Here is a 21,252-nt window from a genome sequence, read left to right on the forward strand (position 1 = left end):
AGATGCCGGTGCCGAATATAATTGCGCTGACATGGGGCAATCCATGGTTGCCGTGACGCGGGCCGGGTACGCGCCGCGACCGCGGTGGCGGGCAAGGGGAACGGGGGCCACGGACCGCCGAGCGGGCACGGGTAGATTCAGCATCCGCATAGGCAATCGGTCAGGGAGAGGCATCCTCCGTGGTAGTAGTTTCCGTGCTCGCAGGGCTGGCCGCGGCGGTGGTGCTCGCCGGGTTGCACTGGTACCTGTGGCGACGGCTGGTCCGCGACACCACGCGAGCAGGTTCGATATGGCGGCCGATCGGCGCCGGGGTACTCGGCCTCGGCGTGGTGCTGATGGGTACTGCGTTCGGTGCGGTGTTCGCCGGCGCGACCTGGGATTTCTGGCGGCTTGCGGCGTGGCCGGGTTTCGTATGGGCTGCCCTGTTCGTCTACCTGCTGATCGGTGTGCTGGCGGGCGAGATCATCCGCCCGCTGCTGTTGCGTGGTCTGGAGACCCGCGACGCCGGAACCGCGGCGCCGCAGCCGGCGGCCGCCCCGGTACTTCCGGCGCAGGCGCCGGAGCCCGTGGGTGCCGCGGTCGGTGACGGCGGGGAGCCGCCCCCGCCGGGGCCGGTGGCCGCGCCGGGGCCGCCGCCGGTGGTCCCCCCGGTTCCGCCGGCACCGGCCCGGGAGCCGCTGTCGCGGCGGATGCTGATCTCCCGGATGGCGGCGGGCGCGACGGTTCTGACGGCGGGTGCCGTAGTGGGGACCGGCACCTACGGAGTGCTCGACGGGCCGATGGTGCGGCGGGTCACCGTACCGCTGGCGAAACTTCCGGCCCAGGCGCACGGCCTGCGGATCGCGCTGGTCAGCGATCTGCATCTCGGTCCGGCGCTCGCCCGTGGCTTCTGCGAACGGGTTGTCCGTACGGTGAACGACGCCCGCCCCGACCTCATCGCTCTGGTGGGCGACCTCGCCGACGGCAGCGTCGCCGATCTGCGCGCCGAAACCGAACCGCTGGCCGGCTTCAGCGCCCGGTTCGGCACCTACTTCGTCCCGGGCAACCACGAGTACTACTCCGATGCCGACGCCTGGCTGGACCGGGTCCGGGAACTCGGGATGCGGGTCCTGCTCAACGAGCGGGTGAGCCTGCCCGATTTCGACCTCGCCGGCGTCGACGATCCCGCGGGCAGCACCCTCGGCCGCGGCCCCGATTTCGCGGCGGCGCTGGACGGGCGGGACAGCGAACGCGCCTGCGTCCTGCTCGCCCACCAGCCGGTGGTGGTGCACGATTCGGTGCGTTACGGCGTGGATCTGCAACTGTCCGGCCATACCCACGGCGGGCAGTTGTGGCCGGGTAACCTGATCGCGCGATTGGCCAACCCGACCGTGGCGGGGTTGGAACTGTACGGTGCGACGGCGCTGTACGTCACCCGCGGTGCGGGTGCGTGGGGGCCACCGGTCCGGGTCGCGGCACCGTCGGATATCACCGTGCTGGAGCTGGCGTCGCTGCAGGGGGTCTGAGCGCGTCGCGGAGGGGCGGATACCCGGGTCAGAGCCGGGTGAGCAGCGTACGCAGGCGGTCGATGCGTGGACGCTGGGCCGGGGCGAATTCCGGGGGATGGTGGATCTCGATACTGAGCCGGTCGTCGTAGGTGGTGACGATACTGGTTCCGCCGCCGGGCTGCGGGGGCCGGCGGCCGGTGGGATCGGGTTTGGCGATCATGGTGGTGCGGAAATCGTCGATTCGGACCGCGGGCCCGGACAGCCCGGGTAATCGGCCCCAGTTCGTGGTCATCACCGTGTCGAGCGGATTCGCCGGCGGTGCCGCCAGGGTGTCGGGTAGTTGTAGCGGAGTCTGCTGGACGTAACCGGTGGCGAGACCCTCCCGCAACGCGCCCAAGACCCCGTGCGCGAGCGAGGTGAGCGTCTGCGCCCCGCCGGGCGCGGGGCGGTACCCCGCGAAACCCAGCACATTGGTGCCCTCGGCCGGCCCGATCGCCGGCCGGACCCGGCGCCGCAGATCCACCGAATACGAACACTGCAGGCCGGTTACCGGCAGCCGGCGGGCCTCGGCTTCGGTGAGCAGCAGCGCCGCGGCCACCAGACTGTGCACGGTCACCCCGGTGCGGCGCCCGTAGGACACCAGTGCGCCGGTGTGCTCCCGGCTCAGCCGGCACCGGGTGGTGACCAGCGGCGGATATTCGTGGTCGTTCGCGGCCAGCGCGTCCGATGGCGGGAGCGGCGGTTCGCTACGGGGTGGCCCCGCCCGGCCGGGGACGGGGCGGCGGATGATCCCGCGGGACGCGAGCAGATCTTCGACCGGCTGCGGTTGCCGGACCGGCGGCAGGGCCGGGGCCCGGCCGGTGGCGGCGGTCGAATAGCACTGCCACAGTCGTTCGTAGAGGTACAGCGCGTGTGTCGCGTCGGCGATACTGTGGTGGACGAGCAGGGTGACGCTCGCGCCGGTCGGTGACCGCACCACGTGGACCGAGCCGAGGGCGCGCCGCTGGTCGGGCTCGGCCCCGGTGAGCAGGAGTTCCGGATCGCCGTCCGCCACGGTGAGCACGATCTCGGGCGGGCCGGAGGTGACCAGCGTATGCCCGAACGGTTCACTGGGTACCAGCTGCGCACCGAGCATGGGGTGGGCGGTGACCAGCGCTTCGTACGCGGCGGCCAGGGCCGAGGTGTCCACTCGGCCGGATACGCGCGCGCAGTATCCGACGAAAACCTCGCTGAACGCGAAGATCTGCTCACTGGGAGCCAGCGGTCGAATGACGGTAGCCGCGGTCATGGTGATGCCTCTGTCCGGATGTTGGTGAGAGATTAACCCAAAAGGGCTTCCTTGCCTCATATTTCGGTCCGGACGAGACGGATGCTACACAGTGGCTCCGACGAGGCTGGTACGTTGCTTAGGTATACCTAATTAGTGAGGAGGCCGGATGGCCAGGAAACGCACAACCATGACCGTGGCCCGGACCGAGCAGCTCAGCGCACATCTGGTCCGCGTATATCTGGGCGATCCCGGATTCGACGATTTCACCGCGAACGAATTCACCGACGCCTATGTGAAGCTGCTGTTCGACCGGCCCGACGGCGAGGTGATGCGCACCTACACCGTCCGCTCGGTGGATACCGCGGCACGTGAGATCGCCATCGATTTCGTGGTGCACGGGGACGAGGGGATCGCCGGACCGTGGGCGGCGACCGTCCGGCCCGGCGAGCAGATCACCTTCTTCGGTCCGTCCGGGGCCTACGCGCCGCGTGCGGATGCCGATTGGCATCTGCTGGCCGGTGACGAGGCCGCGTTGCCCGCGATCTCGGCCGCGGTGGAAGCCCTGCCCGAGGACGCCCCCGCGAAGGTTTTCGTCGAGGTCGCCGACGCGTCCGATGAGATCGCGCTACCGTCCAAGGCGCTGGTCGATATCACCTGGGTGCATCGGGGCGGCGCGGCACACGAGGTCGGCGACGACCGGGCCGGGGACAATTCCCCGCTGATCGCCGCGGTTCGTGGCGCACCGTGGCTGCCAGGGCAGGCGCAGGTGTTCATCCACGGTGAGGCGCAGGCCGTGATGCACAATCTGCGCCCCTATATCCGCCGGGAGCGCGGGGTCTCCGCCGAGTTCGCATCGATCTCCGGATATTGGCGGCGCGGACGCACCGAGGAGGGCTTCCGGGTCTGGAAGAAGGAACTCGCCGAGACCGAGACCGCCGGATAACCCGGATCGCGATCAGCCGGCCGGGCAATCGCGGTCAGCCGGCCGGGCACTCGGCGCCGCCGGGAATCGGCAGGCAGATCCCGGCCGTGGCCGAGAGCAGCAGCCCCGCGCCGGCGACCAGCGCGCCGAGGGCGATGGCGAGGAATACCGCCACCCACAGCAGGCCCGGCAGCCGGGTCAGCCGGGCCAGCTGGTCGGCATCGGTGGTGCCGTCGCGCATCCGGGAGCGGGTGCGCTGCAATTCGAGTACCGGACGGCTGCCGGCGAGCAGCAGTAGCCAGGTCGCCAGGTAGGCGAAACCGGCTTGCAGCGCATCGGAACCGAACCAGGACACCGCGAAAACCAATGCTCCCGTGGTCAGGACGGATACGACGCCGTACACGTTGCGGATCATCACCAGCATCACGGCCAGGGCGGCGATCGCGATCCACAGCATCAAGGTGATCCGCCCGGCACCGAGCAGGGCGGCAAAACCCAGCCCGACCAGCGGTGGCGCCGGATAACCGGCGAGCGCGGTCAGGATCATGCCGAACCCGTAGGGTTTTCCGCTGGAGACGGTGAGCCCGGAGGTATCGGAATGCAGGGTGATCGCATTGAGCCGCCGGCCGCTCAGCAGTGCGACCAATGCGTGCCCGCCCTCATGCGCAATGGTGACGACATTGCGGGTCAGCCGCCACAGCGGCCCGTAGCCGACGAGAATCAGGGCCGCCACCGCGGTCGCCAGTACCAACCAGGACGGCGGGGCCGCCTGGGTCGTCGTGAGCCGCTCCGCGATGGAACTGCTGCGGTCTATCAGATCACCGGTATCCACCGCCGCACCATAACCGGGGAGGGCGCCGCGGCGCGCGGCGCCGGGAGTGCGGCCACTGCGGCCCGGCGGGGGTGGGCGATACCACGATCCCCGAATATCTGTTGATGGGACGTTTCACTATCTTTGGCCGACCGAATTCCGAGGTGGACCGAAGTCGGGGCGTTGGGTCGTACCCGGAACCATGAATAACTATACGTTTGTCCATATCGGTAGTCGGTCGCCGGCGGAGGGAGCGCGGATGTGCACGAGTGGACAGTACGACCCCGAACCGGAGGACTCCGCCGAAGTCTTCGACGTGCCGGAACTCACCGAGTTGCTGCGGATCTGGTCCGTGCGTAGCGCGGGCGGCGCGAACGTGCCGCGGCCGGGGGCGGATTTCGGGACGGCGTTCCGGGTGGGTCTGGGCCTGGCGCTGGCGCTGCTCGACGATTCCGATCCCTCGGGCCGGCAGGTGCTGGCCCGGCTCGAGGTGGCGGCCGCGCGCTGGGCCCGCGAGGAGGTTCCGCTCGAGGTGATCCAGCATGCTTTGCACGAAGGGGTCAAAAGTGGACTGGGACTGCGTGATTCGCGACTACCGTGCCGTCCGGACCCGGCCGCCGGCGGTGTCGACGGATTGTTCGTGGTGGATGTGCTCGATACGCTGACCGCCGCGGTATCGCGGGCCTATGTGGCGCAGGTGCGCAGCGGTGAGGCCCCGGCCTGATGCGCTCACCTCGCCCGATAGCTGCGCGCGACGAGCGCGGAGCGCAGATACCACAGGCCCGACGGCTGGGTCGGGTCGAAACCGGTCAGCTGCGCCACACGCTTGAGCCGGTAATCGATGGTGTTGGTGTGAATATGCATGAGCCGGGCCGTGCGCTGGCGATTGAGATTGTTGGAGATATGGCGCTGCAGCGTCTCCAGCAACTCCGGATGATCGTCGAGCGGCTCGAGCAGCGAACCCAGATATTCCCGGCCCGGACCGGGGCGGGTGAGCTGGTATTCCAGGGCCATATCGTCGAACCGGTAGAGCCCGGGAACGCATTCGAGCCGCTGCACCATATCCAGCAGCTCATGGGCCTGGTCGGCGGCCGCGGGAATATCCGCGGTGGGCGTCTCCACCATGGCGGCACTGACCGGCGCCTGCGCCGCCCGCGACAGCTGTGGGATCAATTCGTCGAGTTGCTCGGCGCCGAGGGTTTCGGCCGGCAGCAGTACGGTGCCGCCGTCCACGCTCAGCAGCGACAACGCCGCGTCGGTGCAGCGGGTTGCCAGTTCCGCCTGCACCCGGCGCAGTTTGCGGCGGGCCACCACTTTCCCGTCGAGCGCGGGAACGGATTCGTCGGGGTGGGCCGGAATCGCCACGGCCAGCACGATATACGCGGGGGCGATCTCGATACCGCATTCGCGGGCCATGGTCGAGGTACTGTGCCCGCCCAGCAGCGCCGAGGTGAGCGTGTGCACCGCCGTATGGTGTTCGTTGACCACCGAGCGCAGCTCCCGCACGTAGGCCATCGAAATACAGACCGTCATCTTGTCGAGCATTTCGACGACGAGTTTGGCGCCGTCGACCAGCGCGGAATAGTCGGTCACCTTCGCCTGCGACACCACCAGGTCCAGGCCGAGCCGGAACCCTTCGTGGACGGCGTGGTGGATGGTGTCGATCGGCACGCCCTCCCGCGCCCAGCCGGCGGCGGCGTTCTCCAGTCTTCGAGTTTTCTCCGGGATGTCCTGGCCGTCGAGCATGCTGACGGCCAGTTCCAGGCAGGTACGGGTGATGGTGGTGACATCACCGTAGATCGCGTCGCCCGGCAAGGTTCCGCACGGCACCACGTTCTCCACGAAATGACCCACCATCCGGCGGGACAGTTTGCGGACATCCTGCAGCGGGGCGGACATGGGCTGTCCGGATAGCGTCAGCTTGGTTCTGGTCGTGTCGACGGTCATGCTGACTCCTTCTACCCCCGGATGCTGAGACTGCGGCTACACAGTAACGAGCGCATGTCGAACCGGGTACCGCTTTGCGAACTGGACTGGACGACCGTAAAGGGGCACGCCGATCGCATTGTGACTGCTCACAGTGGTGCACGCTATGGTCGAAACCCGCTGATCAGGCCGGTAGGGCGGGCGCAAGGACACTTGTCACCCGCTCCGCCCGGCCGCAGGCTTCCGCGCCGGTTCCGGGACCGGCACTGTCCAGCCGGACCCGGATCAGTCCGCCACCCTCGGTCGGCAGGGTAACGGTGCAGGTTGCCGCGGTATCGGCGGTGCGCGGCTGTATTCGCTGCCCGGTCCGGCCCGCCACGGTGACCTCCGTGCGGGTGGCCTCGGCGCCGCCCACGCTCTCCGGCGCCCCGGCGGTGGTGAACAGCACCCGGACCACGTCCTCGCCGCTGCTCCACCCGCAACCCGCCCAGCCCGGCTCCGCGGCGACATCCCGCCGCTGCGATCCGGCCGGGAACCCGGCCTCGGCGAGGAGGCCGGCAGGCAGGTCGCACGGGTCCCAGACCGCGGCGGGATCCGTGACCTCCGCCGTCCCGCACGAGCCGGCGCCGAGGACGGCGGCGAGAACGCACCACAGCATCCGGTGGCGAAAGAGACTGCCCAGGGCAGCTGCCGAGTTCGTCATTCCGCGGATGCTAGCTGCGGGTTACGTTGTGGCACAGGGCCCCTGTGTGTCTCACAGGGGCTGCCAGGTGGCTGTTGCGTATCGGCACAAGCCGGTTGCGGCCCGTGCGGTGGGCAACCGGCCTTCCACTATGTGGAAATCCGGACGTTCGACCGGCCGGACCGGGAATAACGTGACCGCAAGGCCGTGTTGGCCGGTTTGTTGTCCGAGGAGAGGAGTGCGCCGGTGGTGGCGGATACCGCAAAGGCCGGCGTAGGGCTTCGTTCCGACCGTGGCGCGATACTGGGCTCACTGATGCTGGCCACCGGCCTGATCGCACTCGATTCGACGATTATCGCGACCGCGGTCCTCTCCATCACCGCAAGCCTCGGCGGTTTCGCCCAGTTCCCCTGGCTGTTCTCCATCTACCTGCTGGCCCAGGCGGTCACCGTGCCCATCTACGGCAAGGTCGCGGACGTGGTGGGGCGCAAACCGGTGATCCTGTTCGGTATCGCGGTATTCGCCCTCGGCTCGCTGCTCTGTGGCCTCGCCGGGAACATGATGTGGCTCATCGTGTTCCGGGGTATTCAGGGCATCGGCGCGGGCGCCATCCAGCCGATGACCATGACCATCGCCGGGGATATCTACACCCTGGCCGAACGCGCGAAGGCACAGGGATATATCGCCGGCGTCTGGGCCCTGTCCTCGGTGGCCGGACCGCTGCTGGGCGGGGTGTTCGCCGACTACCTCGGCTGGCGGTGGATATTCCTGATCAATCTGCCGCTGTCGGCCTGGGCGGCCTGGATGCTGTCCCGCCATTTCACCGAGACCGTACCGCGGCAGCGGACTCGTCTCGACTATCCCGGCGCCATCCTGCTGACCTCCGGCGCGGGGGCGGTAATCCTCGGCCTGCTCGAAGGCGGCCGCTCGTGGGCGTGGGATTCACCGGCCGGTATCGGGATCTTCGCCGGCGGCGCGGCCGCGCTGGTGGCGTTCGTTCTCGTGGAACGCCGGGCGGCGAACCCCATCCTGCCGCTGTGGCTGTTCACCCGGCGCGTGGTGGTGGCAAGCTCGGCGATCTCACTACTGGTCGGGGCGCTGCTGCTCGGCCTCACCTCCTACGTCCCGACCTTCACCCAGGGCGTGCTCGGCGCGAGTGCGCTCGTCGGCGGCCTGACCGTGGGCGCGCTCACCCTCGGATGGCCCATCTCGGCATCCCAATCCGGCCGGGTGTACCTACGGATCGGTTTCCGGCTCACCGCCGTCCTCGGCGGTGTACTCGCCACGATCGGCGCTTCCGCGACACTGTTCATCGACGCCGGATCGTCGATCGGGCAGATCGCAGCCACCTGTTTCCTGATCGGCCTCGGGATGGGGCTGGTGGCCAGCCCGACCCTGATCGCCGCCCAGACCGCCACCTCCTGGAACGAACGCGGCGTGGTGACCTCGGCGAACATGTTCGCCAGATCCATCGGCAGCGCAGTGGGGGTGGCCGTCTTCGGGGCGCTGGTCAACTCACGGATCGGGGATGCGGCCGTCCCCGCACCCGAGGCCTTGGCCGACGGGGTGCATCTGGTTTTCGTGGCGGTGCTGGTGATGACGGTGGCCATCGTGGCTGCCGGCGCCCTGATGCCGGGCCGCTCCGGTTCCGGCCGGTAGCGGCCCGGCCGCTACGCCGGGCGGCCGAGAACCTCCACCCGTTCGCCGGCTTCGAATTCGATCACCTGGTGGACCCGGGATTCGCCGACCGGACCGAGATCGGCGAGTACCACCTCACCGCGGCGGGTCAGCGATTCGACGATCGCGTCCACCGGGTTCCCGTCCGACCCGGCGATACGGAGCCGATCGCCGACCTCCAGGGCATCCGCGCGGACACCGCTGGGGGCCGCCTGCGGGTTGTACACCCCGCAGTAGGTCCGGCCGGCGGTATCGCCGACGCCGCGATGGGCGATGGTCCACCACACCGGCGCGGAACTGTCACCGGAGGTCCGGCGGTGCCGGTACAGCACCCGGTCGCGACCGTCCTCGGCGGCGGCCCGGCTTTCGTGCACCGAAACATGCCGCCGAATCGGCGCGCTGCGATGTTGTACGGTGCCCGCCGCACCGTCGACGACCAGGACCCAGCCACCGGACAGATCCTGGTCCCGGGCCGCGTTCACCCGTTTGGCCAGCGCCTGCCCCGGGGTGGCACCGAGCCGGTCGGCCACCTCGGCCAGGCTCTCGGCCAGGCCCAACGCCCGCAGGAATCCGGCAACCTCGATCTCCGCGGTGCCGAGCCGCTGCGCGAGTACCGGCATCGGCGTACGCTCGCGCCACGCCTGCCGGGTGAGATGCTCGTGTTCGGTGAGCCACAGCGCGGACGGGCCGTGGCGGTGGTTGTCGACCACTGTCGCCCACCAGTCCCATTCCGGTTCGGCGGCCAGCCGATCCCGGATCCAGCCCGCGCGTTCGGCGGCGCGGACCCGTTCCTGCGGGGGGATGAAATTGCGTAGCGCGGCCCGCACGGCGGACGGTGTGCGGCCGAGATCGCCGGCTATCCCGGTCAGGTCCTTACCGGCTCGTAGTTCCGACACGATGGTCCGATACTCCGATTCACGCCACGAGGTGCCGTGCTGACGCGGCGGCAGCAGTCGTTGTTGTTGTCCGAATTCACTCACCACAGAACCCCCGGTTCCGATGCGCCGGAGACTATCCGTCCTGATCGGTCGGCCGATCACGACTCACCCTCCGACTGTGTCCTACCTGCATGATTTTACTGCGGGGGTCCGACAGAAACGGCTCCGCGAAGCACCGGCCCCCCTCCGGTTTCCGGGCTCATATCGGTTCGGCGGCAACAGGATAGACGTCCCCGGGTCCGGTCGTGTGTTGCCACACCGGCAGTGCACGGCCGGGTTCCGGTGTCACGCAGTGGAATCGCCGGGCGTGCCCTCAGATGTCCAGTATGTGGGGAAGTCCCGCTCGGAACCGGTCGGCATCGAGCTTCTTGGCCGCCTCGAACGCCGGCAGCTCGACCAACGGAAACACGGGGGCATGCGGTGCGGGATCACCGGCGGCGTCGATGATGGCATTGGCGGCGTTACGGCCGGATTCGTTGGCGCTCTCCATGGTTGCCAGGTCGATATGACTGCGCACATGGTCGCCGCCGAAGAACAGGTTCGGAACGGCGCAATGCGCGTACGGCCGGTGATCGTAGGAGCCGACGGTATTGACCAGCAAGGGTGTCTCGTTATGTGTGGTGCCGCCCGACCAGCTGATCCCCGGATCCAGATGCCAGGAATGGATATCCTCGTCGCGTAACCAGCCGGTCCCGGTGTTCAGCCATACTTTCAACTGGGCCCACACTTCGGCCGCGATCTCCGCGGCGGTGCACTGTTTGGCAGGCCGCTGGTACAGGATCCCCGGGGTATCCCAATCGGAGATATCCACCGAGAAGCATTCCTGCACCGAACCGTCGCCGTACTGGCCGGCGAAATCGCCGACCCACATCGGTGCCTGACGCAGCGCGGTAAGCGCCCACGGCGAACCCAGGGCGGCGATATGGCCCTCCGGGATCTCGGTGGGGCGGCGCAGATAGAACTGGATCCCGACCATCCAATCGGTGAGCAGTTCCCGCATCCCGGCCAGGTGCGGATCGGCCTCCAGGATCCGGTCGTTCAGCAGCGGCACTGTTTTCTCCACCGGCATGGCGCACAGGTAGTGATCCGCGACCACGGAGGTCGCCGTACCTTGTGCGTCGCTGACGGTGACCGAGTCGATCCGGCCGCCGGCACAGGACAGCCGGCTCGCCCGTTGCCCCATGACGAAGTGCACGCCGCGCGACCGCAGATAGGACACCCACGGATCGATCCACGCCGCGTTCGTGGGACGGTTCAGGATTCGGTCCACACCGCCGGAGAACTGCGGGATCAGTCCGGTCCCGGCGAGTACCAATGCCTCGCCGATGGTGCCGATGGTCCGTGCCGAACTCAGATGCGGTTTGGCGGCCACCGTGATGCGCGTGAGCGCGTTGACGAGATACGCCCGGTAGGCCGCGGATTTGCCGTCGGCCCGCATGATCTGTTCCCAGGTCAGGTACTCCCATTGCCCGAACCGCCGTTCGGTACTCGAGGTGAACCACATGAGCATCTGCTTGCCGAAGAAGGCCAGTTCGTGCGGTGGCAATTCCGGGATGAAGCCGAATGCGCTGACCATGCTGTTCTGCAGGTTCTGCGGCGTGAGCTGGTCGAGTCCGGCGATCTCCACGGGCGCGACGATCGGTGGCCGGTCGCGGAAGCCGGCCACGGTGCCCTCGACGCGGATCAGGTTGTCCAGGACACCGTTCGGATTGCCGGGGAACGGGATCCGGCGCATGGTGTCGGGAATGTTCTGGTAGCAGCCCGGGAAGAACCGGAACCCGTGCTCACCGGGCAGATCGGCGCGTCCGCCGGTACCGGTGCCGGGAACGCCCATACTGCGGGCCTTTCCGCCCAGATAGGACGGTTCGTAGACGGTCACCCGGAAACCGCGTTCGGCGAGTTCGTGGGCAGCCGACAAACCGGCCATACCGCCGCCGAAGATCGCGACCTCTTTCCCGCCGGCGCGTAGACCGGGAGTTCGGTGCCGGGCCGGGGCCGCGGTGGCCGTCGCCGGTCCGGCGGCGAGTATCGCGGCGCCCGCGAGTGCTCCGCGTAGCGCGGTGCGGCGGTCGATCGATGCTGACTTCTTCGGCAGCTGATCCGGCATGACATTCTCCTGGTCAAACGGTCGAGGTTCCGGTGACGAGTGGGGCGCCGCGCAGAGTGGTGCACGACGTACGGAATTCGCGGGCGGTGGCGGCGATCTCGTGCGCGATATCGCGGACTACGGGTCCGGGGTCGCGGCGGTGCCGCCACAGGGCGCCGGCCGTGAGCCGGGCCATCCGGGCCGGTGTGTAGAGCTCGGCGGGGCGTCTGGTACGGGAGAAGATTCCGGTGGTGACGGCCGCCAGATCCGGGTCGGTGGTCGCGGCGCGATACAGCTCGACCTCGAGCGGGCTCATGGCCGTACCGCGGGCGAGCCGGTTGGTCCAGTGGTATATCTCGCGGCATTCGCGGACGCGGCGCTGTTCCCACGCGGCGACCGTGTGGTCCAGCCGCACGGGATCGTCGAGCACCGGGGCCACCGCCTCGGCCAGGAGGCGGCCGTAGTGCAGGGCGTCGCGAATCCCCTGGGCGGTCACCGGATCCTTGAAATGCCCGGAGTCGCCGGGTAGTGCCCAGCCGGGCCCGCTCGACCGCCGGAAATAGGAAACGATCCCGGTGGCCGAGCGCACCCGCCCGACCCGTTCGCAGCCCCGGAGGCGTTCGCGCAGCGGCGGGAGCCGGTCCAGGGCCGCGGCGTAACGCCGTTCGGCATCGCCGGGTCGCAGCCGGTCGATTGCGGCGGGTGGCTGGACCAGACAGAGCAGCAGGCCGTCGTCGCAAGGGAAGGCCGTGCCGAGATCGGCTCCCACCCGCCATTGCGCGGCGGTCGAGCGCCATTCGGTGGAGTTGTCGCGCCAGTACGCGAAATAGCAGTCGCGACCGCTGGATTCGGCCTCGTACGGCGCTTCTGCACCCGCCAGCCGCGCGACCGTACTACGTCGGCCGTCCGCCCCGACCACCAGAGCCGCACGGAGTTCGACGGTGCGATCGTCGGGCCCGGTGTAGCGGACGCCCGTGCACCGCCCACCGTCCCAGACCAGCTCGGTCACCCGGCAGCGCTGCCGGACCTCGGCACCCGCATCGGCAGCCGTGCGGACGAGGGCATGGTCGAGGCCGGTGCGCCGGACACACAGCGTGTAGTCGATACCGTCCACCTCGGGAAACGGTGTCGCGATCGTATGCCCCGAGCCCGCCGCGAAAGCGTGGGTGAGTGCGGGAGCGCCGAGTTCGGCGACGGCGTCGAGCGCACCCAGCCGGGACAGTTCGGCGACCCCCGCCGGCCACAACAGATGGGTGGACAGGGTATCCGACGGAAAACGGGCGCTGTCCAGGACGACGACCCGGCGTCCGGCCCGGGCCAGCGTGGCCGCGGTGGCGGAACCTGCGCAGCGAGCACCCACGACCACGACATCGGCTTGTTCGACCGTGGCGGGGGAGTCAGTCATACGAACCGCCTCGGTCATCGAGTCTCGGACACTATGTCCGATTGATGGTGCGGTGTGGTGGCGAAGTTGTCAACCATCCGGGCCGGACTGTCCCGCACAGTTTTCCGCAAACGTGCCCGGGAGCCGGCGACGGTGATCCGAGCCCCTCCGGGGACCACGGCACCCGCCGACCGGCGGGCACAATGGGCCCATGGACCTTGCGAGCGGATACCCACACCAGTGGTCGAGCGATACGGCGGTCCCCGGATGCCCTCGCTGACCCGCGCCCGGCGGCCCGCGCGGAAACCGGACGACGATCGCCGGGCCGAATACGAGCAGCGGGTCCTGCGCGCGGTCGAGGATCTGCTCGCCGACGGCACGCCGTACACCGAGATCGCGGTGCAGAAGATCGCCGCGACCGCCGAAGTGGCACGCTCCACCTTCTACCGCTACTTCCCGGACAAGAGCCGATTGCTCATCCGGATGGCGGAATTGGCGACCAGCGATCTGTTCGCCGCCGCCGAACGCTGGTGGAGCGCCGAACACACCGATCGGGAAGCGGGCGTACGGGACGCGATGAGCGCCATGATCGCGGGCTTTCGCCGGCACCGTTACCTGCTGCTGGCCCTGAGCGAACTCGCCGCCTACGACCGCGATGTCGGCGCCTACTGGCGTGGCCGGGTCGCCGGATTCGTCGACCTGGTACGCCACCGCCTCGAGGCCGACCGCGCCGCGGGCCGGGTCGCGCCCGAATTGGATCCGGCCGCGACGGCGCTGGTGCTGGCGGCCATGGTGGAACGGTCCATCAGCACGGCGTTCGCGGTACGCACCGGCATTTCCGATGCGGAACTGGCACGGGCACTGGGCCGCTCGATCTGGCTGGTGGTCTACGGTGACGCCCCGGCCGGCCCGGCCTGACGTCGCGGGACCGTCACTCCGCGGGTTCGACCAGCCGGCGCGCGGCCAGGACGACTGCGGCGCGCTGCTCGGCGACCCGGCGGGCCGGCCCCTGGCCGCTGTGTACCGCGGTGCTACGGGCCAGTTCGGTGAGCATGCGCAACAGGGTCGGCGCCGCGATATCGGTGGTGACCGAGCCCGCGCGCTGCCCGCGCCTGATCTCGGCCAGTTTGGGGTCCACCGTGCGGCGCAGTACCTGTGCGATCCGCTCGTCGGCGGGTTCCAGATCCGCCCACGCCTGTAATCGTGCGTTCTCCGGGTGCGCGCGGAAATGGTCGAACAGCCGGCCCACGTAGCCGGGGAGATCGTCGGCGCGCAGGGCGGTTTCGGCGGTGGTCTGCGCGGTCCACTGTTCGGTGACCGCGGCGTACAGTTCCGACTTACCGGGGAAGTAGGCGTAGAGGCGATCCTTGCTGGCCTGCGCGGCCGCGGCGATCCGGTTGATCCGGGCACCGGCAGTGCCGTATTCGGCGAACTCCGCTTTGCCCGCCGCGAGGATCCGCTCCCGGGTCGCCTGGCCTGCCGCACGCATACGACGAATGGTAGCTTGCCGAACCGGATGGTTCGGAACTAAGGTCGTTGCCGAACCAGATGGTTCGCCGAACCGGTCGATGGGACAGCTATGAACGCGGACACACCACGGTGGCAGCAGTTGCGGGAGCAGGCCGAGGGCGTCTCGGTCGCCGAACTCGACGATCTCTGGGCGCGGCTTCGGCCCGCGCGCGCCGAGGATATTCTCGGCGAATGGCGCGGCGACGCCTTCCAAACCGGCCATCCGCTCTGCCGGGCACTGCCCAAGAGTCGGTGGTACGGCAAAACCTTCCATGCGCTCGACGATGCGAAACCGCTGATCTGCCGGGCCGAAGACGGCACGCTGTTCTCCAATGTGGAACTCGGCGGCGGCGAGGCCACCCTGTGGAATATCGAATTCCGCGGCGAAGTCACAGCCACCATGGTCTACGACGGCCGCGCCGTTTTCGACCATTTCAAATGGCTCGACGACACCACTCTGATGGGCATCATGAACGGCCGCCCGGAACTCGTCCTGGCCGGTGGCGAACACTTCTACTTCCTGCTGGAACGGGTGTAGCGATGCGGACCACGGCGCTCCTGTCCCGGGATCCGGCCGCACCGTTCACCGCGGAACCGGTCGATCTCGACGGCCCCCGTGACGACGAGATCCTGGTACGCATCCTGGCCTCGGGGATCTGCCATACCGATCTGGTCAACCGGGTGCTGGGCAAACCCGATCGGCCGGTGCTGCTGGGACACGAGGGCGCCGGAATCGTGACCGCGGTCGGTGCGTCGGTGACCTCGGTGGCGCCCGGCGACCATGTGGTACTCACGTTCCGGCATTGCGGCGCCTGCCCGAACTGCGCAGCCGGCCGGCCCGCCTACTGCCGGCACTCCACCGCGCTCAACCATTTCGGGCGCCGTGCCGACAAATCGCCGCGCGTCACCGTCGACGGTGCACCGGTGCGGGACGGTTTCTTCGGGCAATCCAGTTTCGCCGGGTACGCATTGGCCACCACGGACAACACCGTCGTCGTCGATCCGGCGGCCGACCCGGCCGTCGTGGCCGCCTTCGGTTGCGGATTCCAGACCGGTGCAGGCGCGGTACTCAACGCCCTGCGGCCGGAAGCCGGGGCCTGGCTCGCGATCTACGGTGGGGGAGCGGTCGGGTCGGCCGCCCTGCTGGCCGCCCGTACCGTCCCCGGTGTGCGGACCGTCGTGGTGGAAACTTCCGCGGCGCGGCGCGATCTGGCCACAGAACTGGGCGCCGATATCGTCCTGGATCCGGCCGGTGCCGGTACCGCGGATGCGGTGCGGGAGGTCACCGGTGGCGGGGCCACCCACGCCTTGGACACCACGGGGATTCCCGCCGTGCTGGCCGATGCGTTCGCGGGCCTCACCACCGGGGCAACGGTGGTCGCGGTGGGTCTCGGTGCCGGAGTGCCGCCGATCGATGTGCGCGATATGGTGCTGCAGGGCAAAACGATCCGCGGCTGTCTCGAAGGCGATGCGGACCCGGCCACCTTCATCCCGCATCTGCTCGACCTGTACGGCAAGGGAGAGCTACCGGTGGACCGGCTGGTGACCTGCTTCCCCCATACCGAGATCGAGGCGGCGCTGGCCGCCCAGCATGCGGGGTCGGTGATCAAACCGGTACTCACCTGGTGACGCGGTATACGGTTCCCGGTCTTCGGATCCCGACAGCCGGCGGACGAATTCCGTTCGCGTAGCGATCATCCGATGGTCGTCTCGGTGCGAGATCCTGCACGCGGTCGGCCACCGGACGACCCGCCCACTTCTCGACCGGTTCCGGGCGCCGGGAAAGGCCGGCCGCTGTGCCCGATATGCCCATCCGCGACTACATCGCGGAATTCCTGCGTACCCACTGCGATCTGGAACTCGACACCATCGCACCCCAGGCGACCCCGGCCGAACTGGGCCTGGATTCACTCACGGTGTTGTCGATCATCGTGCTGGTCGAGAAGAAGTACGGGATAGAACTGCCCGACCGGCAGGTTGCCTCCGCGCGGACCTTCGCCGAACTGATGGAGCTGTTCGGGGTGTCCGTGGCGCCTGTGACCCCGCTGTCGTGAAATCGCAACGCTTCGGTGACCAGGTGCGGCCACCGGGCCGAATCGGATGCCGATCGGGTGCTGTCGAGGAGCGCTCCCCGCGTGTCGTGTCGGCGACACGCCGCGATTTACGGCGCTGACCAGAAGAAATCGGCGAGTCTCTCCCCACGGAGGCCGCGATTGCGCTTCAATAACCGATCGGGTTCGGCTTTACGGAAACGGCATTCGTCCGCCACCGGATACACCGGCATCCGAGAGGGGCACGACCAGAATGAGCATGATCCTCACCGCACTGCACGACGGCCTTCCCGCGCTGCACGACAGCTATACGACACTGGCCCAAGTCGGCAATCCCACACCCGAAGCGCCGCCACTGTCGGACAAGATCACCCAGATGACCAGGTATCTGACCTGGTTCGTCCTGCTCTCCGGCGTCACCGCGATCATGTTCGGCGGCGGTAAGTTCGCCTGGGAGAAATGGAACGGCGGCGCGCTCACGGCCCCGAAACAGATCGCCGGCGCCATGATGGGCGGCGCGGTCGCCACCAGTGCGGGCACGATCATGAACGCCATCATGGGCGGCTGACGCATCCCTCCGAGGCGGCGGCAGCGGGTATGCGGCGATATCGGCACCCGGACCGTCCCGCCTGTGCCGGCCGGGTGCGGAGCGGGTTGCTAGATTCGGGGTCGTGCACTCCGGCATCGCGGGAACACTCGTCCGGTGGTTGCTGCCGGCCTTCCTGGCAGTGGCCCTGCTGGGCATGCATCATCTCCCCGCCGCCGGCGAGCCCGCCGCCGCTCCGACGCAGCACGAGCTGCTTCGGTCTGTCGAACCGGAAGCCGGTCCACCGGCGCCGGCCGGTACACAGTCCGGCCCGGCGCCCTGCTGTACGGCGCCGTCGGTGCTCGCGCCGGAGCCCGCGCACGACAGTCCCGGCGATCACGGCGCGGGGCACGATCTGCTGCATCTGTGCCTGGCCGTCCTGACCGCATTGGCCGGAATCGTCCTGGCATTGTTCGTCGTCGCCCGGGGCGTGATCGGGTATTCCCCCGTCGCGGTGGTGCCGGCCGTTCCGCTCGTCTGGGCGCGACCCCCGCCACCGCTGGCTCGACGTTTGGCTTCCCTGGGTGTGTTGCGGCTGTGACGGACGCCCGCCGGACCCGGTGATCCGGGTCGCGGCGCTGTTGCGTCAGTCACGACAACCGACACTCAGGGAGAACCGACTCATGAACAGAAAGCTCACCGCCTCCGCAATCGCCCTCCTGGCCTCGGCCGCGGTGCTCACCGCCTGCGGTGACGACGGCGGTGAATCGGGCACACCGGCGACAACCGGTGCGATGACGACATCGGCGGCCGCGAGCCCGTCCGGCACCGCGCCGGCGGAAGGCGAGCACAACGAGGCCGATATCCGTTTCGCGCAGGAGATGATCCCGCACCATCGGCAAGCCGTGGAGATGGCGGCGCTGGTTCCCACGCGTTCGACCGACCCTCGAGTGATCGACCTGGCCGCCCGCATCCAGCAGGCGCAGGACCCCGAGATCACCGCGATGACGGGCTGGCTGGAGGCGTGGGGAGCCCCGGTACCCGAGGGCACCGGCCATTCCGGCGGCCATCACGACGGTATGCCGGGCATGATGACCGATGAGCAGATGGCCGAACTCGAGGCGGCGCAAGGCGCCGAATTCGACCGGATGTGGCTGGAAATGATGATCGACCACCACGAAGGTGCGGTCCAGATGGCGCAGACCGAGCTGGCCGAGGGCAGCGATCCGCAGGCCAAGACCATGGCCCAGCAGATCATCGACGCCCAGCAGGCCGAGATCGGGGAGATGCAGGCGATCCTGGAAGGCTGACCGTGTGAGGTGGCCCGGCCGTGTTCCGCGCGGCCGGGTCACCTCCCTGCCTTCCCGGGTGCCGTTATCGGCGGTGCCGAATCGCCGCCCGGCCCACTCGCTCACTGGTCTGTTCGCTGCGGACCGCTGCCGGGGCCTTCGTAGGAAGCATGAGATCGATCCAGCAGGGCCGGGAGCTACGGTCCGCTCGTCCGGACCTTCGCGGGGCTCCTGGCGAACAACCGCGCTGTTCGGGCGCATAGGAAGGGACTCCGCGGGCGCTCGGGAGTGCCGAGACGAAGTCTCAGGACGCCGCGCTCTGCGGAAAACCCGTGCAGGAGCGGCTGCCCGGCACGGGTTCGTTTCAGCGTGCTCTGATCGGCCGGGGCAGTTCGGGACCGGTTGTGCCGCTCGCCGGGAACGAGCGGTCGGTGTATCCACCTGATGTGGATCGGGTCGGTGTTGCTCTCCGGGTGTCGCGGGTGCGCTGTATGCCGGTCAGCCGTCAGCCGTCAGCCGTAAGCGGCGGCCGGCTCGTCGCCGAGGGCGGCGAGTGCGGCCAGGGGTGTCGTGAGCGCGGTGGTGTCGATTGTGGAATCGCTGGACAGGGCGTGCAGCAGCACCCCGTCGAGATACATCGCGATCGCCCGGGCCGCTGTGGTGCCGATATGCGGGGTCAGGATCTCGACCAGTCCGTCGAACCAGACCCGGGCCAGTGCACGGAGTTCGGGGTGGCGGGTCGCGGCGAGGTAGAGCTCGTTGACGGTGAGCGTCTGTTCCGGGTGGTCGAGGTAGCCGACGGTCAGCGCGGACAGTGTCGCGGGCAGGTCGGCGCTATCCGCCAGCTCCTCGGCCCATTCCGCCAGGGCTGTACGAGTGGCCTCCGCGGTGTCGGCCAGCGCCGCCTCGGTGAGATCGGCCAGGTCGGCGAAGTAGTAGGTTGTCGAGCCGACCGGAACTCCGGCTTCGGCCGCCACCAGGCGATGGGTGATTCCCGCGATTCCATGGCGGGGGATCAGTGCGCGGGTGGCGTCGAGGATGCGCCGGCGCCGGTGCGGATCCCGGGGTGTCAATGCGCGCCCGCCAGGTTGAGGGTGACCACGCCCGCGACCACCAGCGCGACCCCGGCGATTTTGGCGGGGCCGAGCGATTCGCCCAGGAACAATGCGCCGACGATGACGATCAAGGTCGTGCCGAGGCCCGACCACACCGCATAGGCGAAACCGACCTGCATTCCGCGGGCAATGGCCTGGGCCAGGAGAACGAACGCGACGGTGTACGCGGCCAGCGACGCCACGGTCGGCCAGAGCCTGGTGAATCCTTCGGTGGCCTTGAGCAGGCTGGTCCCCACGATTTCGGCGACGATCGCCAGCCCGAGCATTACCAGTGCCATGACCGGTCCCTCCATATGTGTACGTTTGTCCATGGACAAACGTACATCGACGCATCGGCTCCCCCCGGCCGCGAACCGGTAAATAGGCGGCACTCCGGGGCGACAGCGGCCGGGTGCGCCGGATGTCCGGCGTGCCGCCGCCTGTCGGTGTATGGACCGCCGCGCCGAGCTCGAGGGCGCCGGCCGCTTGTCTGGGCGGGTGCGGGAAACCGGCGAGCGAAGGGCGATTCCCGTGTGGGTCCGCGGTGGCGTCCAGCCCGGTGCCGGACCGCGAAGTATTCCTGTCCGGACCGCGAAGGGTGCCCGTCCGGGCAGGGGGTGTCCGATGCCGGACGGGGTCCACTGCAGCGGCGGATCCAGCGCCACCTCTGGTCCCGAGATCGGCAGCGATGCGGGCGAACGCGAAGGGATCGGCATCAGTACCAGAAGGCCCCGCCCCGCTCTCGGTCGCCTCGCCGGCCCACGGAGAGTCCGTATCGCCGGGCCGGTGCGGAATTTTGGTGCGGGCCGGGTGCAGGTGTCCGGTGTCGACTGCGCGGGGAGTCTACTCGCAGCACTCCCGGCGATTCCGGGACAGCAGGAACAGGATCACCAGCGCTGCCGCACCCAACGCGAGCAGAAGTTGGCGGTTGGCGGAGAATCCGGCGGCCGCCATCAGGTCTATGGGTTCGGCAGCGGGACGCGCGGTGATAGGTGTCGGCGCGGGCGATCGAGGCGGCACCGGCGACGCGGCCGGTGCGGATCCAGCGGCCTCGGTGGAGTCGGCCTCGGAGGTCGCGGCGGGGGCAGGCTCGGTGGCGTCGGCAGCAGCCGCACTGCCCGCCGTACCGAATGCCTCGTCGGCGACCTCGCCCGCCGACGAGGTGATCTCCGCGGCGAGATTGTCGGCGAAGGTGCCGATCAGCGTGCCCGCCACATCGGCCAGGGCGCCCCGGCCGAACTGGGCGGGTTTACCGGTGATCGCCAGGTCGGTGTCGACGAAGACATCGGTGATCCCGTCCGATTCGACCAGCCGGCAGGTGATCACCGCTTTCGCGGTGCCGTTGCCGCGGGTTTCGCGGCCCCCACCCTCCAGGACCGCGATTTTGGCGTCCGCGTCCTGGGACAGGATTTTGATGACGCCGTTGTAGGTGAGTCCCACCGGCCCGAGCTTCACCTTGATCTTGCCGTGGAAATCGTCGCCGTCCCGGGAGGTGAGGGTGGCACCCGGAACGCAGGGCGCGAGCCGCTCGAGGTCGAGCAGAACGGGCCAGGCGTCGGCGGCGGGAACGGGGATCCGGAAAGTGTTCTCGAGTTTCATA

General features: G+C 69.1%; 22 protein-coding genes. 11 read left to right on the top strand and 11 right to left on the bottom strand.

What is annotated here, in order from left to right:
- Nucleotides 1-179 precede the first annotated feature (179 nt).
- Entirely contained in the window at nt 180-1,505 is a 1,326-nt protein-coding gene (locus ACFWPH_RS16915) for a metallophosphoesterase (RefSeq protein ID WP_378751947.1), read from the top strand.
- A 28-nt stretch (nt 1,506-1,533) separates the two neighbouring features.
- Here the strand turns inward: ACFWPH_RS16915 and ACFWPH_RS16920 are convergent, their stop codons facing one another.
- The gene (locus ACFWPH_RS16920; RefSeq protein ID WP_378751949.1) at nt 1,534-2,775 is read right to left on the bottom strand and encodes a hypothetical protein; all 1,242 of its coding nucleotides are present in this window, start codon (nt 2,773-2,775) and stop codon (nt 1,534-1,536) included.
- A 148-nt stretch (nt 2,776-2,923) separates the two neighbouring features.
- Here ACFWPH_RS16920 and ACFWPH_RS16925 point away from each other — a divergent pair, with 148 nt between their 5' ends.
- Nucleotides 2,924-3,700 (top strand): siderophore-interacting protein, encoded by a 777-nt coding sequence (locus ACFWPH_RS16925; protein ID WP_280460328.1) that lies wholly within the window; start codon nt 2,924-2,926, stop codon nt 3,698-3,700.
- 34 nt (nt 3,701-3,734) lie between these two features.
- Here the strand turns inward: ACFWPH_RS16925 and ACFWPH_RS16930 are convergent, their stop codons facing one another.
- Nucleotides 3,735-4,511, bottom strand: a complete 777-nt coding sequence (locus ACFWPH_RS16930) for a M50 family metallopeptidase (RefSeq protein WP_378751952.1) — start codon at nt 4,509-4,511, stop codon at nt 3,735-3,737.
- Between the two features lie 238 nt (nt 4,512-4,749).
- Here ACFWPH_RS16930 and ACFWPH_RS16935 point away from each other — a divergent pair, with 238 nt between their 5' ends.
- A complete protein-coding gene (locus tag ACFWPH_RS16935; RefSeq protein WP_378751954.1) occupies nt 4,750-5,214 on the top strand; it encodes a hypothetical protein in 465 nt (154 codons plus the stop codon).
- Between the two features lie 5 nt (nt 5,215-5,219).
- Here the strand turns inward: ACFWPH_RS16935 and ACFWPH_RS16940 are convergent, their stop codons facing one another.
- Nucleotides 5,220-6,437 (bottom strand): PucR family transcriptional regulator, encoded by a 1,218-nt coding sequence (locus tag ACFWPH_RS16940; RefSeq protein ID WP_378751958.1) that lies wholly within the window; start codon nt 6,435-6,437, stop codon nt 5,220-5,222.
- A 163-nt stretch (nt 6,438-6,600) separates the two neighbouring features.
- On the bottom strand, nt 6,601-7,119 hold the full coding sequence (locus tag ACFWPH_RS16945) for a hypothetical protein (RefSeq protein WP_378751960.1): 519 nt from the start codon (nt 7,117-7,119) through the stop codon (nt 6,601-6,603).
- Between the two features lie 225 nt (nt 7,120-7,344).
- On the opposite strand from ACFWPH_RS16945, the gene ACFWPH_RS16950 reads away from it, so the two are divergent.
- Nucleotides 7,345-8,757 (top strand): MDR family MFS transporter, encoded by a 1,413-nt coding sequence (locus ACFWPH_RS16950; RefSeq protein WP_378751962.1) that lies wholly within the window; start codon nt 7,345-7,347, stop codon nt 8,755-8,757.
- A gap of 11 nt (nt 8,758-8,768) precedes the next feature.
- Here ACFWPH_RS16950 and ACFWPH_RS16955 read toward each other — a convergent pair whose 3' ends face one another.
- The 3 genes from ACFWPH_RS16955 to ACFWPH_RS16965 form a co-directional block, all read right to left on the bottom strand.
- On the bottom strand, nt 8,769-9,755 hold the full coding sequence (locus ACFWPH_RS16955) for a hypothetical protein (RefSeq protein ID WP_378751964.1): 987 nt from the start codon (nt 9,753-9,755) through the stop codon (nt 8,769-8,771).
- A gap of 271 nt (nt 9,756-10,026) precedes the next feature.
- Nucleotides 10,027-11,820 carry an FAD-dependent oxidoreductase gene (locus ACFWPH_RS16960; protein WP_378751966.1) on the bottom strand — a complete coding sequence of 598 codons (1,794 nt, stop codon included), beginning with the start codon at nt 11,818-11,820 and terminating at the stop codon, nt 10,027-10,029.
- A gap of 13 nt (nt 11,821-11,833) precedes the next feature.
- On the bottom strand, nt 11,834-13,204 hold the full coding sequence (locus tag ACFWPH_RS16965) for an NAD(P)/FAD-dependent oxidoreductase (RefSeq protein WP_378751968.1): 1,371 nt from the start codon (nt 13,202-13,204) through the stop codon (nt 11,834-11,836).
- A 246-nt stretch (nt 13,205-13,450) separates the two neighbouring features.
- Here ACFWPH_RS16965 and ACFWPH_RS16970 point away from each other — a divergent pair, with 246 nt between their 5' ends.
- Nucleotides 13,451-14,101 (top strand): TetR/AcrR family transcriptional regulator, encoded by a 651-nt coding sequence (locus ACFWPH_RS16970; protein WP_378751970.1) that lies wholly within the window; start codon nt 13,451-13,453, stop codon nt 14,099-14,101.
- A 13-nt stretch (nt 14,102-14,114) separates the two neighbouring features.
- Here ACFWPH_RS16970 and ACFWPH_RS16975 read toward each other — a convergent pair whose 3' ends face one another.
- A complete protein-coding gene (locus ACFWPH_RS16975; RefSeq protein WP_378751972.1) occupies nt 14,115-14,672 on the bottom strand; it encodes a TetR family transcriptional regulator in 558 nt (185 codons plus the stop codon).
- A gap of 90 nt (nt 14,673-14,762) precedes the next feature.
- On the opposite strand from ACFWPH_RS16975, the gene ACFWPH_RS16980 reads away from it, so the two are divergent.
- The 6 genes from ACFWPH_RS16980 (at nt 14,763) to ACFWPH_RS17005 (ending at nt 18,579) form a co-directional block, all read left to right on the top strand.
- Nucleotides 14,763-15,230: a DUF4334 domain-containing protein gene (locus tag ACFWPH_RS16980; RefSeq protein ID WP_378751974.1), complete on the top strand. Its 468-nt coding sequence runs from the start codon at nt 14,763-14,765 to the stop codon at nt 15,228-15,230.
- A gap of 2 nt (nt 15,231-15,232) precedes the next feature.
- Complete coding sequence (locus ACFWPH_RS16985; RefSeq protein WP_378751976.1) at nt 15,233-16,321, top strand: NAD(P)-dependent alcohol dehydrogenase; 1,089 nt, start codon at nt 15,233-15,235, stop codon at nt 16,319-16,321.
- A gap of 176 nt (nt 16,322-16,497) precedes the next feature.
- A complete protein-coding gene (locus ACFWPH_RS16990) occupies nt 16,498-16,746 on the top strand; it encodes an acyl carrier protein (protein WP_378752652.1) in 249 nt (82 codons plus the stop codon).
- 250 nt (nt 16,747-16,996) lie between these two features.
- Complete coding sequence (locus ACFWPH_RS16995; protein WP_062979654.1) at nt 16,997-17,311, top strand: hypothetical protein; 315 nt, start codon at nt 16,997-16,999, stop codon at nt 17,309-17,311.
- A 103-nt stretch (nt 17,312-17,414) separates the two neighbouring features.
- A complete protein-coding gene (locus tag ACFWPH_RS17000) occupies nt 17,415-17,870 on the top strand; it encodes a hypothetical protein (protein ID WP_378751978.1) in 456 nt (151 codons plus the stop codon).
- Nucleotides 17,871-17,952: 82 nt separating this feature from the next.
- Nucleotides 17,953-18,579 carry a DUF305 domain-containing protein gene (locus tag ACFWPH_RS17005; RefSeq protein WP_378751980.1) on the top strand — a complete coding sequence of 209 codons (627 nt, stop codon included), beginning with the start codon at nt 17,953-17,955 and terminating at the stop codon, nt 18,577-18,579.
- Nucleotides 18,580-19,070: 491 nt separating this feature from the next.
- Here the strand turns inward: ACFWPH_RS17005 and ACFWPH_RS17010 are convergent, their stop codons facing one another.
- The 3 genes from ACFWPH_RS17010 to ACFWPH_RS17020 all read right to left on the bottom strand — a co-directional run bounded on the left by ACFWPH_RS17010 (nt 19,071) and on the right by ACFWPH_RS17020 (nt 21,251).
- Nucleotides 19,071-19,631 carry a TetR/AcrR family transcriptional regulator gene (locus tag ACFWPH_RS17010; protein ID WP_378751982.1) on the bottom strand — a complete coding sequence of 187 codons (561 nt, stop codon included), beginning with the start codon at nt 19,629-19,631 and terminating at the stop codon, nt 19,071-19,073.
- Complete coding sequence (locus ACFWPH_RS17015) at nt 19,628-19,951, bottom strand: multidrug efflux SMR transporter (protein WP_195054032.1); 324 nt, start codon at nt 19,949-19,951, stop codon at nt 19,628-19,630. Before ACFWPH_RS17015 ends, ACFWPH_RS17010 begins: the two co-directional genes overlap by 4 nt.
- Before the next feature lie 544 nt (nt 19,952-20,495).
- A complete protein-coding gene (locus tag ACFWPH_RS17020) occupies nt 20,496-21,251 on the bottom strand; it encodes an SRPBCC family protein (RefSeq protein WP_378751984.1) in 756 nt (251 codons plus the stop codon).
- Between the last annotated feature and the right edge of the window lies 1 nt (nt 21,252).

It is taken from the genome of Nocardia sp. NPDC058499, from assembly GCF_042719915.1.
In the GTDB taxonomy this organism is placed as follows: domain Bacteria; phylum Actinomycetota; class Actinomycetes; order Mycobacteriales; family Mycobacteriaceae; genus Nocardia.

Coding starts and splice junctions, on each gene's coding strand:
- ACFWPH_RS16920 (WP_378751949.1), bottom strand. CDS start 2,775: ATGACCGCGGCTACCGTCATTCGACCGCTGGCTCCCAGTGAGCAGATC.
- ACFWPH_RS16925 (WP_280460328.1), top strand. CDS start 2,924: ATGGCCAGGAAACGCACAACCATGACCGTGGCCCGGACCGAGCAGCTC.
- ACFWPH_RS16935 (WP_378751954.1), top strand. CDS start 4,750: ATGTGCACGAGTGGACAGTACGACCCCGAACCGGAGGACTCCGCCGAA.
- ACFWPH_RS16940 (WP_378751958.1), bottom strand. CDS start 6,437: ATGACCGTCGACACGACCAGAACCAAGCTGACGCTATCCGGACAGCCC.
- ACFWPH_RS16945 (WP_378751960.1), bottom strand. CDS start 7,119: ATGACGAACTCGGCAGCTGCCCTGGGCAGTCTCTTTCGCCACCGGATG.
- ACFWPH_RS16960 (WP_378751966.1), bottom strand. CDS start 11,820: ATGCCGGATCAGCTGCCGAAGAAGTCAGCATCGATCGACCGCCGCACC.
- ACFWPH_RS16965 (WP_378751968.1), bottom strand. CDS start 13,204: ATGACTGACTCCCCCGCCACGGTCGAACAAGCCGATGTCGTGGTCGTG.
- ACFWPH_RS16970 (WP_378751970.1), top strand. CDS start 13,451: ATGCCCTCGCTGACCCGCGCCCGGCGGCCCGCGCGGAAACCGGACGAC.
- ACFWPH_RS16975 (WP_378751972.1), bottom strand. CDS start 14,672: ATGCGTGCGGCAGGCCAGGCGACCCGGGAGCGGATCCTCGCGGCGGGC.
- ACFWPH_RS16980 (WP_378751974.1), top strand. CDS start 14,763: ATGAACGCGGACACACCACGGTGGCAGCAGTTGCGGGAGCAGGCCGAG.
- ACFWPH_RS16985 (WP_378751976.1), top strand. CDS start 15,233: ATGCGGACCACGGCGCTCCTGTCCCGGGATCCGGCCGCACCGTTCACC.
- ACFWPH_RS16990 (WP_378752652.1), top strand. CDS start 16,498: ATGCCCATCCGCGACTACATCGCGGAATTCCTGCGTACCCACTGCGAT.
- ACFWPH_RS16995 (WP_062979654.1), top strand. CDS start 16,997: ATGAGCATGATCCTCACCGCACTGCACGACGGCCTTCCCGCGCTGCAC.
- ACFWPH_RS17005 (WP_378751980.1), top strand. CDS start 17,953: ATGAACAGAAAGCTCACCGCCTCCGCAATCGCCCTCCTGGCCTCGGCC.
- ACFWPH_RS17015 (WP_195054032.1), bottom strand. CDS start 19,951: ATGGCACTGGTAATGCTCGGGCTGGCGATCGTCGCCGAAATCGTGGGG.
- ACFWPH_RS17020 (WP_378751984.1), bottom strand. CDS start 21,251: ATGAAACTCGAGAACACTTTCCGGATCCCCGTTCCCGCCGCCGACGCC.